This window comes from Streptococcus sp. Z554 (assembly GCF_053010305.1).
In genome coordinates this window covers 13,952-30,137 of record NZ_JBRKNV010000003.1, presented here as the reverse complement: position 1 = coordinate 30,137, position 16,186 = coordinate 13,952, and the positions used below count along the sequence as shown (strand labels likewise).

Annotated in this window: 12 protein-coding genes; all 12 read right to left on the bottom strand. The window is 42.9% G+C overall.

The window, feature by feature from the left end; genetic code table 11:
• Positions 1-1,074, bottom strand: coding sequence for a 5-(carboxyamino)imidazole ribonucleotide synthase (gene purK, locus ACVC7R_RS03880; RefSeq protein ID WP_447263626.1), 1,074 nt, complete (start codon positions 1,072-1,074; stop codon positions 1-3).
• A complete protein-coding gene (gene purE, locus ACVC7R_RS03875; RefSeq protein WP_000805604.1) occupies positions 1,061-1,549 on the bottom strand; it encodes a 5-(carboxyamino)imidazole ribonucleotide mutase in 489 nt (162 codons plus the stop codon). Before purE ends, purK begins: the two co-directional genes overlap by 14 nt.
• A gap of 27 nt (positions 1,550-1,576) precedes the next feature.
• The gene (locus ACVC7R_RS03870) at positions 1,577-1,693 is read right to left on the bottom strand and encodes a phosphoribosylaminoimidazole carboxylase (protein ID WP_080976520.1); all 117 of its coding nucleotides are present in this window, start codon (positions 1,691-1,693) and stop codon (positions 1,577-1,579) included.
• An 89-nt stretch (positions 1,694-1,782) separates the two neighbouring features.
• Positions 1,783-3,045 (bottom strand): phosphoribosylamine--glycine ligase, encoded by a 1,263-nt coding sequence (gene purD / locus ACVC7R_RS03865; protein ID WP_447263625.1) that lies wholly within the window; start codon positions 3,043-3,045, stop codon positions 1,783-1,785.
• A gap of 121 nt (positions 3,046-3,166) precedes the next feature.
• Positions 3,167-4,714: a bifunctional phosphoribosylaminoimidazolecarboxamide formyltransferase/IMP cyclohydrolase gene (gene purH, locus ACVC7R_RS03860; RefSeq protein ID WP_447263624.1), complete on the bottom strand. Its 1,548-nt coding sequence runs from the start codon at positions 4,712-4,714 to the stop codon at positions 3,167-3,169.
• A gap of 68 nt (positions 4,715-4,782) precedes the next feature.
• Positions 4,783-5,337, bottom strand: coding sequence for a phosphoribosylglycinamide formyltransferase (gene purN, locus ACVC7R_RS03855; RefSeq protein ID WP_447263623.1), 555 nt, complete (start codon positions 5,335-5,337; stop codon positions 4,783-4,785).
• Positions 5,337-6,359 (bottom strand): phosphoribosylformylglycinamidine cyclo-ligase, encoded by a 1,023-nt coding sequence (gene purM / locus ACVC7R_RS03850; RefSeq protein ID WP_447263622.1) that lies wholly within the window; start codon positions 6,357-6,359, stop codon positions 5,337-5,339. Before purM ends, purN begins: the two co-directional genes overlap by 1 nt.
• Positions 6,360-6,567: 208 nt before the next feature.
• A complete protein-coding gene (gene purF, locus ACVC7R_RS03845) occupies positions 6,568-8,010 on the bottom strand; it encodes an amidophosphoribosyltransferase (RefSeq protein ID WP_447263621.1) in 1,443 nt (480 codons plus the stop codon).
• A 304-nt stretch (positions 8,011-8,314) separates the two neighbouring features.
• Positions 8,315-12,040 carry a phosphoribosylformylglycinamidine synthase gene (locus tag ACVC7R_RS03840; RefSeq protein ID WP_447263620.1) on the bottom strand — a complete coding sequence of 1,242 codons (3,726 nt, stop codon included), beginning with the start codon at positions 12,038-12,040 and terminating at the stop codon, positions 8,315-8,317.
• A 61-nt stretch (positions 12,041-12,101) separates the two neighbouring features.
• Positions 12,102-12,809 (bottom strand): phosphoribosylaminoimidazolesuccinocarboxamide synthase, encoded by a 708-nt coding sequence (gene purC / locus ACVC7R_RS03835; protein ID WP_447263619.1) that lies wholly within the window; start codon positions 12,807-12,809, stop codon positions 12,102-12,104.
• A gap of 160 nt (positions 12,810-12,969) precedes the next feature.
• On the bottom strand, positions 12,970-13,872 hold the full coding sequence (locus tag ACVC7R_RS03830; protein ID WP_447263618.1) for an HlyD family efflux transporter periplasmic adaptor subunit: 903 nt from the start codon (positions 13,870-13,872) through the stop codon (positions 12,970-12,972).
• Between the two features lie 12 nt (positions 13,873-13,884).
• The gene (gene comA, locus ACVC7R_RS03825; protein WP_447263617.1) at positions 13,885-16,038 is read right to left on the bottom strand and encodes a peptide cleavage/export ABC transporter ComA; all 2,154 of its coding nucleotides are present in this window, start codon (positions 16,036-16,038) and stop codon (positions 13,885-13,887) included.
• Positions 16,039-16,186: the final 148 nt, after the last annotated feature.

Sequence of the window (16,186 nt, the reverse complement as noted above, 5' to 3'; positions counted from 1 at the left end):
CTAAAACTCCTCCACCTCATCCGGCACATCACTAAACAAAGTCACATGCCCCATCTTGCGGTTGTGCTTTGCTTCTATTTTACCATACATATGAAGATGGGCGCTTGGATTTTCTGTGACATATTTTTCAGCGGCCTCAACATGCTGGCCGAGGACATTGAGCATGACGGCTGGCGCATGTAGTTTGATGTCTGGCAATGGTGCACCGAGAACACCCAAGATATGCGTGTCAAATTGTGAAAAGTCGCAGGCTTCGATGGAGTAGTGTCCTGAATTGTGCGGACGTGGCGCGATTTCGTTGACAATGATGTCATCAGCGGTCGCAAACATTTCTACACAAAGGGTTCCAGAGAGGTTCAGTTGTTCAGCAATCTTCACTGCCATAGCTTTGGCTTTTTCAGCTAGACTTTCTGAAATACGAGCAGGCACGACGGTCTTAGACAGGATGTTGTTACGATGGATATTTTCCTGAACTGGGAAAACTGTCACATCCTTGCCGTTTCCTGACACAATGACAGAAATTTCAAGGTCAAAGCTGACGAATTCTTCCAAAACACAGTCTGCTGAGTCGGCTAGTGCACGGGCTTCCTCCAAGTCTGCTTCTGAGCGAATGACCTTTTGCCCATGCCCATCGTAGCCACCAGTCGCCGTCTTGAGGACATAGTTTTTAGAAAGGTCGATATCTGCCAAATCCTGGCTTGAAGTCACAACCTTGTAGGGTGCCACAGTGACTTGTGCCTTGTTTGAGAGAAAGTCCTTTTCAAAAATACGATTTTGAGAAATACGGAGCAAGTCAGTTCCTTGAGGGAGTTGTCCCTCCTTGATGACAGCATCCAAACCGTCGGCATCGACATTCTCAAACTCATAAGTGAGAACATCACAGCGATCTGCCAACTGACGAAGTGCGTCCACATCATTATAAGGCGCCACGATGATTTCCGCTACGCGAGAGGCCGGGCAATCCGCCGCAGGATCTAGCGCGATAACCTTGTGGCCCATGTAGATAGCAGAAATGGCCATCATCTGCCCCAGCTGACCACCACCGATAATTCCGATTGTTTTAGATGAGCTCATTTGTCGACTCCTCTGCGATTTTTCCTTGTTCTTCTGCAAAATCTGCTAAAGCTGTCGCGATAGCCTGATCCTCTACTGACAGAAGACGGAGGGCAAAGAGAGCAGCGTTTGTCGCCCCTGCTTCACCGATAGCCATAGTTGCGACTGGTACTCCGCCTGGCATCTGTACGATCGAGTAGAGCGAGTCCACGCCACTAAGAGCACGTGATTTGACTGGTACTCCTATGACTGGAAGGGTTGTTTTAGCAGCAACCATCCCTGGCAAGTGAGCAGCGCCACCTGCACCTGCAATGATGACCTTGATGCCACGGCTACGTGCTTCTTCGGCATGTTTGAACATGAGGTCAGGCGTCCGGTGTGCAGAAACAACTTTCTTTTCGTAGGCTACACCGAAGCGGTCTAGGACTTCGGCTGTTTTTTGCATGGTTGCCCAGTCAGATTTTGAGCCCATGATGATGGAAATTACTGGTTTCATTTTTAATCCTTTTTCTTTTTTTGACAATCACCTTAGGTTGTGAGGGACGGCAGCAGCCACCAAAGGTGTCTCATGCCTAAATCGGAAGCCCAAGGTCTTCCGATTTCCCTGAACTATTGGCTTATCATCCAATCGTTCTTTCACAACGGCGGTGATTGCTCTATATCAGCTCGCTAACGCTCGCAAATTAAGCGACCATTATCGGTTTTGGCGACTCAGTCGCTTTTGAAATTTTATTTGTTCGCCTTGCTACCGATATCCGTACGGTAGAAGAGGCCTTCTGTGTTTTGTTTGTTGAGTTGGCTGTAGATAATGTTTTGGCCGTCTTTGACGGTGTCTGCTGTTGTGACCAGCATGTAGACACGTCCGCCGTTGGATAGCAGTGCTCTGCTATTTTCCGCAAACTTAGCCCCTGCATAGTAGGTGATGATTTCGCCCTTTGTCTTGGCTGGAAGCTTGACACCTTTCTCATAAGCGAGTGGGTAACCGTTTGATGCGACAACCACACCCAGTGTCACACCCTTGTCCGTCCAAGTGATGGCTGGCTCTTTGCGCTCCAAAATGTCAGTGATATTTTGTGCAAAGTCAGATGTCAAACGAGGCAGGATAATTTGTGTTTCAGGATCTCCAAAACGAGCGTTAAACTCGATGACTTTGGGTCCATCAGCTGTCAAGATAAGACCAGCGTAAAGGACACCAAGATATGGACGACCTTCTTTGATCATGCCTTCGAGTACTGGCTTGACAATGGTGTCAACCGCTGTGTCAACCACGCTCTGTGGCAAGTGAGGAACTGGCGCATAGGCACCCATCCCACCAGTGTTGGGCCCCTTGTCGCCATCATAGGCACGTTTGTGGTCCTGAGCCGTTGGCATGATGTAGAACTTGTCCCCATTGACAAAGGCAAAAAGTGAAAATTCCTCTCCTTCAAGAAACTCCTCGATAACCACACGCGCACCTGAGTCGCCGAATTTATTGTCCAAAAGGATCTCGTGAGTGGCTTCTACTGCTTGCTCAACCGTTTCAGCAACGACGACACCTTTCCCAAGGGCCAAACCGTCTGCCTTGACTACGATTGGAGCGCCTTTCTCTTCGATATAGGCTTTGGCTTCCTCGAAATCAGAAAATGTGCCATAGGCTGCTGTCGGAACGCCGTATTTGATCATGATTTCCTTAGCAAAATCCTTAGACCACTCCAACTCCGCTGCCAATCTTGTCGGACCAAAGGCCTTGAGACCAGCTGCATTGAACTCATCCACGATCCCAGCCGCAAGGGCATCATCTGGTCCAACAAAGGTCCAAGCAATATCGTTGACTTTTGCGAAGTCTATCAACTTAGAATGTTCGGAAATTCCGATATTAATCAAATCTAGACCATCTAATCGCATCCCGTCATTCCCAGGAGCCACAAAGACTTTTTCTACGTTTTTTGACTCCAGCAACTTCTTAGCAATCGCGTGCTCACGACCACCTGAACCGACAACAAGCAGTTTCATCTCTCAACCTCTTTTGCGAATTATTTAATATTATTATATCACAAACGTTCGTTTTAATCTTGTTTCGTTAAGCGTTTTTAAGCAAAAAAGGGAAAGAAACTGTTTTCTTCCCTTTTGTTTTTTAATGTCTAAAATGTCTCACACCTGTGAAGACCATAGTCAAGCCGTATTTATCAGCAGCTTCGATAGACTCTTGGTCACGAACGGAGCCTCCTGGCTGGATGATGGCCTTGATACCTGCTTTAGCGATTTCTTCCACGTTATCCGCAAATGGGAAGAAGGCATCTGAAGCAAGAACAGCGCCATCAAGACGGTCTTTAGCTTGTTCAATGGCGATACGGACGGAAGCCACACGGTTGGTTTGACCAGGGCCAACGCCAAGTGTCATGTGGTCATTAGTCACGATGATTCCGTTTGATTTGACATACTTGATGGCTTTCCAAGCAAACTCTAGAGCAGTCGCTTCTGTCTCTGTTGGTTGGCGTTTAGTAACCACTTGCCAGTCAGCGGGACTTTCTTTGATCACGTCTTGGTTTTGAACGAGGAGGCCTCCAACAACACCTGTGTATTCTGCCTCCACTTCACTAGCATCTTGTGCATCAAATGGCAAGGCAAGAATGCGCAAATTTTTCTTTTTGTTGGTCAAAATAGCTAGCGCTTCATCTGTATAGCTTGGTGCGATGATGATTTCAAGGAAAACACCATGCATTTTCTCAGCTGTCGCAGCATCTACCTCACGGTTGAGAACGACGATCCCACCAAAGATAGAAACTGGGTCAGACTCATAAGCGTAGTCCCAAGCTGTTTCGATGTCATCTGCTTGACCGATACCACATGGGTTCATGTGTTTGAGAGCCACAACTGTTGGACGTTCTTTGAAATCACGGATGATACGGATAGCGGCATCTGCGTCACGGATATTGTTGAATGACAATTCTTTACCGTTAAGTTGTTTAGCTGAAGCAATTGAGTAAGCCGTTGGCAAACCTTTTTGGTAGAAGTCTGCGTCTTGTTGAGGATTTTCACCGTAACGCATTGATTGTTTAAGGTCATAAGTCAGAGTGAGTTTTTCAGGTTTGCTTTCACCGACTTGAGCTGTGAAGTATTCTGCAATCAAGGCATCATAAGCCGCTGTGTGACGGAAAACCTTGGCTGCCAAACGTTGACGAGTTTCGTAGCTTGTTTCGCCATTAGCTGCCAATTCGTCCAAAACTACAGCATAGTCAGCAGGGTCTACCACAACTGTAACGCTGGCATGGTTTTTCGCTGCGGAACGAAGCATAGATGGTCCACCGATATCGATGTTCTCAACCGCGTCCGCATAGGTCACATCTGGTTTGAGAATAGTCTCCTTGAATGGGTAAAGGTTGACCACAACAAGATCGATCAATTCGATATTGTTGTCCTTAGCCGCTTGAAGGTGGCTATCAAGGTCACGACGAGCGAGAAGACCACCGTGGATATTGGGGTGGAGAGTCTTGACACGACCGTCCATCATCTCTGGGAAACCAGTCACATCATCGATGGCAATGGTATCTACCCCAGCATTGTCAAGGGCAACCTTGGTACCACCTGTTGAGATAATGTCCCAACCGAGTTTTTTGAGTTCTTGGGCAAATTCAACAATGCCCGCTTTATCTGAGACACTAATTAGTGCGCGTTTAGTCATTTTATTTTCCTTTTTTAAAGTTCTTTCTCTGCTACAGTCGAAAATTTTCGCACAACTCTAGCACTTCCTCATTTTCTCGCTACTCCCAAACTATCCAAGACTTCTGGATAGAGTTTGTACTCTGTTTCGTGGATGCGAGTCTCGAAAGTATCAAGGGTATCCCCTTCAAGGCGTGGGACACGGACTTGTTTGATGACCTTACCGGTATCCACACCAGAATCCACCCAATGAATGGTCACACCAGACTGGTCGACACCTGCATTCCAAGCATCCTCAATACCATGAGCGCCTGGAAATTCAGGGAGGTAAGCCGGGTGGATATTGATGATACGGCCTTCATAAGCTGCTAGCAAGGTTGGACCGACGATTTTCATATAACCAGCCAAACAGACTAGGTCAATCTCGTGCTCATCCAAAAGCTCGACAATAGCTGCTTCGTAGTCTGCCTTGCTCTCAAACTCCTTGAGTTCGAAGGCATAGGTTAAAATCCCAAGCTTTTCTGCACGCTCAAGTACATAGGCATCACGATGATCTGAAAAAACAAACTCTACTGGAAATTGTTCCGCAATCACCTGAAAGTTTGAGCCGTTCCCAGAGGCAAAAACAGCAATTTTTTTAGCCATTATTTAATCACCACACTAGCATCTGTCTTCTTCACAATTCGACCGATTTCATAAACAGGTTCGTCAAGAAGTTCCTTGATACGCTCTACATTTTCAGGGCTGACTGCCAACATGAGCCCTACGCCCATATTGAAGATTTCAAACATTTCTTCGTGTTTGATTTGGCCATATTTTTCAAGGGCTTTGAAAATTGGAAGGACTGGTACTTTGCTTTCGTCAATTTCAGCAGCCAAGTCATCTGAGAACATACGTGGTACATTTTCAATGAAACCACCACCTGTGATGTGGGCAATCCCGTTGACCAACTCTTCCTTAATGAGTGGTAAAACAGCCTTGACATAGATACGAGTTGGCTCAAGAAGAACCTCCTTGAGTTTCTTACCTTCCAATTCTGGCAAGACTTCTTCGCCGGTGTAGTCTGCAAAGACACGACGGACGAGCGAGTAACCATTTGAGTGGATTCCGCTTGAAGCAAGTCCGAGAAGGACGTCTCCCTCTGCTACTTTTGAACCGTCGATGATTTGAGATTTTTCTGCCACACCGACTGCGAAACCAGCCAAGTCATAGTCGTCTTCACCATACATACCAGGCATTTCAGCAGTTTCCCCACCGATGAGGGCCGCACCTGCTTGTACACAACCTTCAGCCACACCAGCAACGACTTGTTCTAGTTTAGCTGGTTCATTTTTACCAGTTGCTACGTAGTCAAGGAAGTAAAGGGGCTCAGCACCTGCAGCGATGATATCGTTGACACACATAGCCACACAGTCTTGTCCAATCGTATCGTGTTTGTCGTACTTGATAGCAAGCATGAGCTTGGTTCCAACACCGTCAGTTCCTGAAATCAAAACCGGCTCTTTAACACCTGTTTTTGAAAGGTCAAACATACCACCGAAACCACCAAGAGCTCCCATAACACCTGCACGCTCGGTACGAGCTACGTGTTTTTTGATCCGTTCAACAACTTCATAACCCGCTTCAACATCCACACCCGATTGAGCGTATGCATTTTTATTTGTCATTTTTTAATCCTTTTCTTTTTTGAGAAAGAGTGCGACGTATTTTTAGATAAACAATTATTTTATCTAAAAATACTAGTCAGGTCTCTAGCTTTGGTCCCATAGGGCAAAGCGTCTACTGACAAATGCTTTAGCTTTTAGTCAGTAGTGAGACGTGGCGCATAAGCATTCTTATTTGTCATTTTTCTATTCCTTTCCTTCAATGGGAATTTTATTTGTAAAAACTCGTTTTCTCTTCCAAACTTCTACGATATTCTTCTTCATAGTCATAGAGAGGAGTTGGATATTTCCCATCAAAGTAAGCCACACAGAGACCACCGTTCGGCGCATCTGTTTCAATCCCAATAGAGTCAATCAAGCCATCAATAGAAAGATAAGTCAGACTATCCGCACCTATGATTTGGCAAGTTTCCTCAACGGTATGATTAGCCGCAATCAGCTCCTGACGTGTCTGGATATCAATCCCGTAGAAACATGGGTAGGCAAGAGCAGGACTCCCAATAGCAACGTGCACTTCTGATGCTCCCGCTTCTTTCAAAAGTTGGACAATGCGGCGAGAAGTCGTACCTCGTACAATGGAGTCATCAATCATGACCACGCGCTTACCTTTCACGACACCAGAAACGGCAGAAAGCTTCATCCGAACCCCTTGCTCACGCAATTCTTGAGTTGGTTGGATAAAGGTACGTTGCGTATATTGGTTTTTGATCAGACCCATTTCATTTGGCAGACCTGATTCTTCAGCAAATCCCATAGCTGCGCTGAGCGAGGAATTTGGCACACCGACTACGATATCTGCTTCGTGCTTGAACTCACGTGCCAATTGAGCCCCCATTCGCTTACGAGCTGTATGGACATTGACCCCATGGATGTTGGAGTCAGGTCGAGCAAAATAGATATATTCCATGGAACAGATAGCCAACTGAGTATCGTTTGTGTAGCTATCATACTGGATGCCATTGTCGTCAACAATGACAATCTCGCCTGGTTTCACATCGCGAACCCACTCAGCACCGATGACTTCAAAGGCGCATGTTTCAGATGAAACAACAACTGCTCCATTAGCCATTTTCCCGATTGATAGAGGTCGAAAGCCGTTTGGATCAAGAGCTGCAATCAACTTATCTTCAAACATCAAGAGATAAGCGAAACCACCTTTGACAAGACTAAGTGCTTCCTTGATTTTACCCATCAAGTTTGGATTGTGGCTACGGCGAATAAGGTGAGCCAAAATTTCAGAATCTGAAGTCGAGCTGAAAATTGCCCCTCTTTGTTCCAATTCTTGCTTGAGAGATCCTGCATTGGTCAGATTTCCATTATGAGCCAAACCAAACTGCATATCGTGAAAGCGGAAAAGGAAAGGTTGGATATTGTCTACAGAAGCTTCTCCCGCAGTCGCATAACGCACGTGTCCAATCGCTCCATTCCCTGTCAATTTATCCAAATTAGCAGGATTTTTGAAGACTTCTGATAAAAGCCCCATATCACGATGACGCTTCAATTTTCCTTGGTCATTGGAGAGGATTCCTGCCCCCTCCTGACCACGGTGCTGAAGACTATGGAGTCCAAAATAGGTCAATTTGGCAGCGTCTGGGTGACCCCAGATACCAAAAACACCACATTCTTCATTAAGAGATTTTACTTCGTATGTCATTTTATATACCTAATTTTTATTTGTGTATCATTCCTTTAGTAGTAGGGTCGCTCTCAACTTTCTTTGATGACTTTCTAATTTTTTCATTGTCGTCATGAATGCCGACGAAAAAACAGAAAGTCTATCAGGAAATTTTCGAGCTAGTATTGAGCCGAAGTCTCAAATACTCCCTAACGGTACTACTGCGGAATGATACGGTAGAAGCTCGTTTCACTCGCAACAATAAATCATTTTCAATTGTCGTAAGTTAGATCTACTTGATTTTACATTTACTGATGGTTATCTATTAGAAAATCTGCAAAGCCTATTTCCCAGTAAAGTATTTAACCGCTGATGCAAAGAGGTGTTGGTCTTTATTTCCTGGAATATTTTGGAAGAGACCGTCTTCGAAACGTTCTGAGTGTCCCATCTTCCCAATGATTTGACCGTTCTTGCTGGTAATACCTTCAATCGCATGGACAGAACCATTTGGATTGTACTTGGAATCCATGCTAGGTTTGCCTTCGAAATCAACGTATTGGCTAAAGATTTGACCATTGTCACGAAGCTCTGTAAATTCCTCAGATGTCACGACAAACTTCCCTTCACCGTGTGATACTGGGATGGCATGGATGTCACCAACTTCCACTCCAGCAAGCCATGGTGAGTTGGTATTGGCAATACGTGTTTCAACCATCTTAGCCACGTGTTGGTTGGCATCATTGTAGAAGAGGGTTGGACTAGTACTGCTTGCATCTTCAAAGTTACCGTATGGAAGGAGACCTGATTTAACAAGGGCTTGGAATCCATTACAGATACCGATGATCAAACCTCCACGTTCGATGAAGCTATCAATGGCTGCACGCACTTTTTCATTGAGTAAGATGTTCACGATAAATTTAGCTGATCCATCTGGTTCATCTGCTGCTGAGAAGCCGCCAGCAAAGAAGATAATGTTAGCTTTTTCGATATTGTCAACCATTGTGTCAACAGACTTGACAATTGCCTCTTCATTCAATGTGACAAATGGTACCAAGTTGACTTTGGCGCCTTCTTTTTCAAAGGCCTTGGCCGAATCGTACTCTGAGTTGGTCCCTGGGAACACTGGGATGTAAACCACTGGTGTCTCAACTGTTTCTTTGGCTTTGATAACAGCATCTGATGCCACAGCTGGTACTTCTTCCAACTCAGTTGCTTGTGCAAATTCCGTTGGGTAAACCTCTTCTAATTTACCTTGGAAGGCACTGTCAAGCTTGTTTCCATCAAGCGTTACATCGTTGACAGTAAGTGTAAAGTCAGCTGCTGTTTGTCCAATCTTGGCAACACCTGAAATCTCTTCCGGAGATGTGAAGACGAATCCACCCAATTGAGCTGTCAAGGCAGTCTCAAGGTTTTCAAGGGTTACAGTGGCACCAATATGGTTACCAAATGTTGCAAGAGCAAGCGTTTCAACCACACCACCATATTTGACAGCTGATGCTGCTGTGACTTTGTGGTCAGCTTGGATGGCTTCAAATTGAGCAAAGTTAGACTTGATAAGATCAAAGTCAATTTCTTGTGCCAAAGCTTGACCTGGAATATAGTAAATATTTTCACCAGTAGCTTTAAATTCTGGAGAAAGAACCTTACGGCTATCTGCTGTTGTCACACCAAAGGCAACCAAGGTTGGTGGTACTGTCAATTCTTCAAAGGTACCAGACATGGAGTCCTTACCACCAATAGATGGCAAACTAAGTTGAATCTGAGCTTCGATTGATCCAAGAAGAGCGGCTACTGGTTGACCAAAACGGTCTGCTTGTTTATCCATACGCTCGAAGTACTCTTGATAAGAGAAACGAGCCTTAGACCAGTTTGCACCAGCAGCAACCAAGCGAGCTGTCGCTTCGATGACCGCATAAGCAGCTCCATGATATGGAGACCATTCAGCTACATAAGGGTTAAATCCTTGCGCCATGACAGAAGCAGTATGAGTCACGCCATGTTGAACTGGCAATTTCTGTACAGAAGCTTCCGTTGGTGTGATTTGGTAGCGACCACCAAGTGGGTGATTGACTGTTGAACGACCAACTGAGCTATCAAAGATAGTTTGTAAACCTTTTTGACTTGCATGATTCAGGTCAGCCAAGACTTCAAGAGTATCTGCTTCAAGGGTTTCAGCAGATGTTTGGCGTTCTTCTGGAAGCTTGACATCCTTGTCAACTACCTTAGCATCTACGACGACACGTACCCCGTTCGTATCAAGGAAACGACGTTCCAAATCAACAATGGTTTCACCATTCCAGTGCATAACAAGATTTGGTTTTTCAGTAACTGTCGCAACAACAACTGCATCAATATTTTCTTTGTTACATGCTGCAATGAAGGCGTCTACGTCTTCTGGACGAACTACTACAGCCATACGTTCCTGAGATTCAGAAATGGCAATTTCGGTACCGTTCAAACCTTGGTATTTCAATGGCACTTTGTCTAGGTCAATTTCAAGACCATCTGCCAATTCACCGATAGCCACACAGACACCACCAGCACCAAAGTCATTTGATTTTTTGATCAGACGTGTCACATCCCCATTACGGAAAAGACGTTGAATCTTACGTTCTTCGATGGCATTTCCTTTTTGAACTTCAGCACCAGCTGTTTCAACTGATTCAACCGTTTGAACTTTAGAAGAACCTGTCGCACCACCGACACCGTCACGTCCAGTCTTACCACCGAGAAGGATAATGACATCGCCCGCTTCTGGTTTTTCACGAACAACATTCTCTTTTGGAGCTGCACCGACAACTGCACCTAGCTCCATGCGTTTGGCTACAAAGCCTGGGTGGAAGTATTCACGAACATAGGTAGTTGCAAGACCAATTTGGTTACCGTAAGAAGAGTAACCATGAGCCGCTGTTTTAGAAATGACTTGTTGCGGCAATTTCCCAGCGCGAGTTTCAGCAATCGGAGCTGTAATATCACCAGCACCTGAGATACGCATGGCTTGGTAAACGTAGGAACGACCTGACAATGGGTCACGAATAGCACCACCGATACAAGTAGCCGCTCCACCAAACGGTTCGATTTCCGTTGGGTGGTTGTGAGTTTCGTTTTTGAACATGAGAAGCCATGGCTCTTTGATACCATTAACATCTACTTCAATTTCAACAGAGCAGGCATTGATTTCATCAGACACTTCCATGTCATCCAAACGACCATTGGCACGCTCATAGCGACCAAAAATAGTCGCCATATCCATCAAGGTTTGAGGTTTTTCCGTACGTCCCAACTCATCACGCATGGCGATATATTTGTCATAAGTTGCTTGCAATTGTTTTTGGAATTTAGAAGCCGAGAAGTCGATGTTTTTCAACTCAGTCTCGAACGTTGTGTGACGGCAGTGGTCAGACCAATAAGTATCCAAAACCTTAAGCTCCGTCTCAGTTGGCACACGACCAATAGACTTGAAGTAATCTTGAATGAAGAGAAGGTCGTCCACTTCCATGGCCAATCCTTGCTCGGCCTTATACTGTGCAAAATCTTCTGCCGTATATGTTTCAAAGAAATCCAAGTTTGGAATGGTCTTATCAGACTCTGAGAAATCCTGCTTGGCAATCCCTGTCGTGATATCCTTGAAACGAGAGTCCACTGGATTCAAGAGATAATTTTTAACAGCTTCCAATTCATTCGCATCAATATCCTTGTTAACCAAGTACAATTGAGCAGTATTTACCGTTACATCACTTGAGCTACCAAGCAACAGCAAAGCTTCTTGTGAAGATGCTGCACGTTGGTCAAATTGACCAGGCAAGCTTTCGATAGCAAAGAAAGCATAGTTAGCAAAACCTGCCTTGATCGTAGCTTCATCCAAAACAGTATCGGTCACTTGCTCAGAGAAAATGTGTTTTCCCGCACGCGCAAACAAATCCTCTGCCAAATTAAAGACATCGTAAACCTGCACAATCCGAAGATCCTTCAGAGTTTTCAACTGAAGATTATGCTGTAATTCTTTTACTAAAGAGTCAGATTTTACACGAAAATCAGCTTTTTTCTCAACGAAAATACGTTTATCCATTTTATTTCCTTTTTCTATTCAAACATGCTCTTGAAGACGAAGGTTTTCCGTTTCAAAAAGATTACTTCAAGCCCTGCAATTTTTCCAAGACAACCTTATAAACATCTGTCAAACTGCCCAAATCTCTACGGAAAACATCCTTGTCCATATGGTGCCCTTCTGCATCCCAAAGGCGACAGTTATCTGGTGAGAATTCATCGGCCAAGATAATCTTGCCATCCTTATCAAAACCAAATTCCAATTTAAAGTCAATCAAACGAAGACCAATTTGCTCAAACCAACTCTTCAACAACTCATTGATACGACGTGTTTCTTCCTTGATATAAGCAATTTGCTCATCATTAGCAATATCCAAAAACTTCACATGCTCATCATTGATAAAGGGATCATCCAACTCATCGTTTTTGTAGTAAAATTCAACGATTGGAGTTTTTAAGTCTAAACCTTCTTCAACACCAAAACGTTTTGAGAAAGAACCCGCAGTCACGTTACGAAGCACAACTTCCAAAGGAATGATTGAAACCTTCTTGTTAAGTTGTTCTGTATCAGAGATACGTTCGATAAAGTGAGTAGCCACACCCGCAGCATTCAATTTTTCAAAAATAAGAGACGAAATCTGATTATTGAGCACACCTTTACCTTCGATAGTCTCTTTACGAGCACCATTCAGCATGGTAGCCTGGTCCTTATAAACGGACCTAATCACATGTTCGTCTTCTGTAGTATAGATATCTTTAGCTTTTCCCGTATAAATAAGTTTACTGGACATTTTATAATTCGCCTTTCGTATTGCTTGACCTCATTTTAACACAAGGATAAGCAAAAATCAAATATTTCACGAACGAAAACGTATTCTCTCTTTGAGTTTGATAAAAACTGTAAATCCTTTTAGGATTACAGTTTTAAAATATTATTTAAAAAAGTGAATCTTATTCCCTATTCAAAAAATCATCCAAATAATAGCGTAAATAACTTTTCTTGCCTGTGATTATTTGTAAACGGCCTTCTAAACCATACCTAAGCTTTTCAGCTTGTTCTCGCGTTATTTTTGTTTCCGCTTCTATTTTAAAGAAATTTCCTTGATCAGTTTTGGTTGCAATTGTATCAATACTAGTGATAGTAGAAACAAGTCTTACTTGATCATTGGTGGCATTAGTCGTGGTAAAGCGCACAAAATCTCCAATCTTGATCCCGACAATATCTTTTGAACTAAGATAGGCCGTCAATTTTGCTGCTCCTTCTCTATCCAATCGTGGATATAATTTAGCCAGTAATGTTCCTTCTGTGACTACCGCAGATTGATTTCTTTCAGGATTGAGATAAAGAACTCCGTCCTCCTTGGCTCTTATTGTTCCTCTTTCGAGTAAGCTAGTTTGGCTTTTTTCTCCTATTTCTACTTCTGAATCTATCTGCTCTTGTACAATCGAAGAACTCTGTGAAGAGAGACCTATATTTTGCCGTGTAGCACTATTCTTCAGATTACTTGTTTTACTTTGATGGTCTCTAAAGTTCTCCAACTGACTAGCATTGACTTCATCCTGAAGTACATCACCTAATTCCTGATACTGAACAAGTAAATCTCCTTGTTGCACCTGTTTGTTCCCTTCCAGATGGTTAACTACCATACGCCGATTACTAGTTGACTGGATATTAGCAATGATACGACTAGGTTCAACTGTAGCTTTCGAAGATAAACTTATTTCCTTTTCTGCAAACATTGCAAATCCAAACATAAACACTACCAAAAGTGACATAGGAAAAATCACTCGACTGGAAAAATTATGATAACGTCGATTATAAAATTCCGCACTTTCTAAAAATTCAAGGTGCATTCTTTCTCCTTTCTAACAGTTAACTAAATGAGCATAAAAACTATTTTGAGCAAGCAAGTCAGCATGATTCCCCTCTTCTACAATCTTACCCCGATCCAAAACAATAACTTTCTCCACCCGTTCAGCAATAGTCAAGCGATGAGCAATGAAAACCAAGGTCTTATCTAGATTCATGAGATTGTCCACTATCCGTTTCTCTGTTAAGATATCTAGACTGCTCGTCGCCTCATCCAAAATCAAGATAGGGGCATCTGTCAAGATAGCACGCGCCAAAGCAATCCTCTGGCGTTGACCACCAGAAATCCCGGCTCCATCATAAGTCAATTCTGTCTGGTAATTCAAGGGCATACGCTCAATATCTTCACGAATTTCTGCTAGCTCAACTGCACGTAGTATATCCTCCTGAGTCGTACCCTCCTTGGCTCCAAGGAGAAGATTTTCTAAAATTGTTCCATTAAATACATAAGGTTGCTGAGGTAAATAGTTGATATGTTGGCGCAGAGACTTCTTATCAATCTGATTTAAATTCATATCCCCCAATCTGATTTCTCCCTGACTTGGGTTGAAAAAATTAACCATCATCTTAGCCAAGGTCGACTTCCCTGATCCTGAAACCCCTACAAGAGCTATTTTAGAGCCCTGTTTGATGTTCAAATTGATATCCGATAAAATATCTTGACCATAATCATACTTGTAGTGAATTCCCTTAAAAGTCATATCTCCTTGAACCATGCTCAAATCCTCTACCATTTTCTGTCCTTCAAACTCAGATTTGACCCGATACACCTCGTTGAGACGACTATTCGCAACTTGAGCTGTTTGGAGCTTACTCTGAAGGTTGATAATGTTTTCTAAAGGATTGGTGAAATAATAAAGAAGCGTATTATATGTAATCAACTGGCCTAAACTCATCTTTCCATCCATAACGAAATTAGCACCCATCCATAATACGCAGACATTTAGCAGCAGTTGAGCAAATTTTTTAAGAGCTTTTTGCTGACTTTCTGCTCTGCTATAAGTAAAGGACCTTTTCAGATAGTCCACAAATTCCCTATCAAGCTTTTGGTAGCGTGTTTTTTCGCTAGCTAAGGATTTAATCGTTTCAATACCATTAATATCCTCTATAATAGAAGATGATAGGGTTGCATTTGCTTCCATGGTATCCCGGTTCATCTTTTCAAAAGGTTTCATAAAAGCAATAATAATTACAGCATAAATAGGAAGGCTTAATAAGCTTATGAAAAAGAGATTATTATTTTGCAAAAACAAAATTATGGAAATCATCAACATCATAGATATATCCAAAAAAATTGAAATAATGGTTGAAGCCAAGGCATCTATGATACTATTAGCATCTGTAAATCGTGACACGATTTCCCCCGTCCGACGTGTTGCAAAAAAGGACATAGGTAGATTAAAAATATGTTTGATATAAGATAAAATAACATCAATCGATAGACGTTGTCCAAGGACAATTAAAAGGTAATCTTGAGCAAAAGAAAAAATCTGCTGAAGAGCATAAACGACAACAAGGCATATAGAAATAATACTTAGGGTCGAAGATGTCTGATTTGGTACATAGGTATCAATAATAGATTGTAGATAGTATGAACCAACGATGTTAATCAAGGTTACTAGAACGGTCGCTAATATGATATTGGTGATCAAACCTTTCTGATTTATCAAAATAGGTAGAAAAGAAGTCAAACTCTGATTCTTGTCCTTATGTGGCTGATAATTTGGGGAGGGAGCCACAAAGATAGTTGTTCCTGTCCATTCTTCTTCGAATCTTTCACGCGACAGTTTGGTCAATCTAACCTCTGGATCTGGATCAGCTATATGGATATTCTGCTTATCCATCCCTGTCACTACATAATAATGAAATAATTCTTTGTCCTTAAGCACGTGAACCACAAAAGGAAAGATTAAATTTGGAGAATCAAACAAAGTCATATCTGCTTGAATGGCTTGTGTCTCAAAACCTAATGTTTCCGCAGTCTTCACCAGACCCAAAGCTGTTGTCCCATTTATAGTCGTTTTGGCTAATTCACGCAGATATGCTAATGAATAATGGCTTCCAAAACAGCCAAACACCATGGCCAACGAAGCCACTCCGCAGTCCTTCTGATCCATCTGTGAGCGATAGTGTTTTTTTCTAAATTTCATATTCTTATCCTTTTCTTAACAACCTAATTAAAAGTTCTGTAAGATTATTTTAGCCAAACAAAATAAGAAATTGACAACTCTTTCTAAAAAAACAGTATCTACACCCAAATAGCACTTTTAAAAGTTTAAGCAAGCATATGGATTTTAA

Bases quoted from the DNA above. Each gene is read 5' to 3' on its own strand.
- purK (WP_447263626.1), bottom strand. From the start codon at position 1,074: ATGAGCTCATCTAAAACAATCGGAATTATCGGTGGTGGTCAGCTGGGG.
- purE (WP_000805604.1), bottom strand. From the start codon at position 1,549: ATGAAACCAGTAATTTCCATCATCATGGGCTCAAAATCTGACTGGGCA.
- purD (WP_447263625.1), bottom strand. From the start codon at position 3,045: ATGAAACTGCTTGTTGTCGGTTCAGGTGGTCGTGAGCACGCGATTGCT.
- purH (WP_447263624.1), bottom strand. From the start codon at position 4,714: ATGACTAAACGCGCACTAATTAGTGTCTCAGATAAAGCGGGCATTGTT.
- purN (WP_447263623.1), bottom strand. From the start codon at position 5,337: ATGGCTAAAAAAATTGCTGTTTTTGCCTCTGGGAACGGCTCAAACTTT.
- purM (WP_447263622.1), bottom strand. From the start codon at position 6,359: ATGACAAATAAAAATGCATACGCTCAATCGGGTGTGGATGTTGAAGCG.
- purF (WP_447263621.1), bottom strand. From the start codon at position 8,010: ATGACATACGAAGTAAAATCTCTTAATGAAGAATGTGGTGTTTTTGGT.
- ACVC7R_RS03840 (WP_447263620.1), bottom strand. From the start codon at position 12,040: ATGGATAAACGTATTTTCGTTGAGAAAAAAGCTGATTTTCGTGTAAAA.
- purC (WP_447263619.1), bottom strand. From the start codon at position 12,809: ATGTCCAGTAAACTTATTTATACGGGAAAAGCTAAAGATATCTATACT.
- ACVC7R_RS03830 (WP_447263618.1), bottom strand. From the start codon at position 13,872: ATGCACCTTGAATTTTTAGAAAGTGCGGAATTTTATAATCGACGTTAT.
- comA (WP_447263617.1), bottom strand. From the start codon at position 16,038: ATGAAATTTAGAAAAAAACACTATCGCTCACAGATGGATCAGAAGGAC.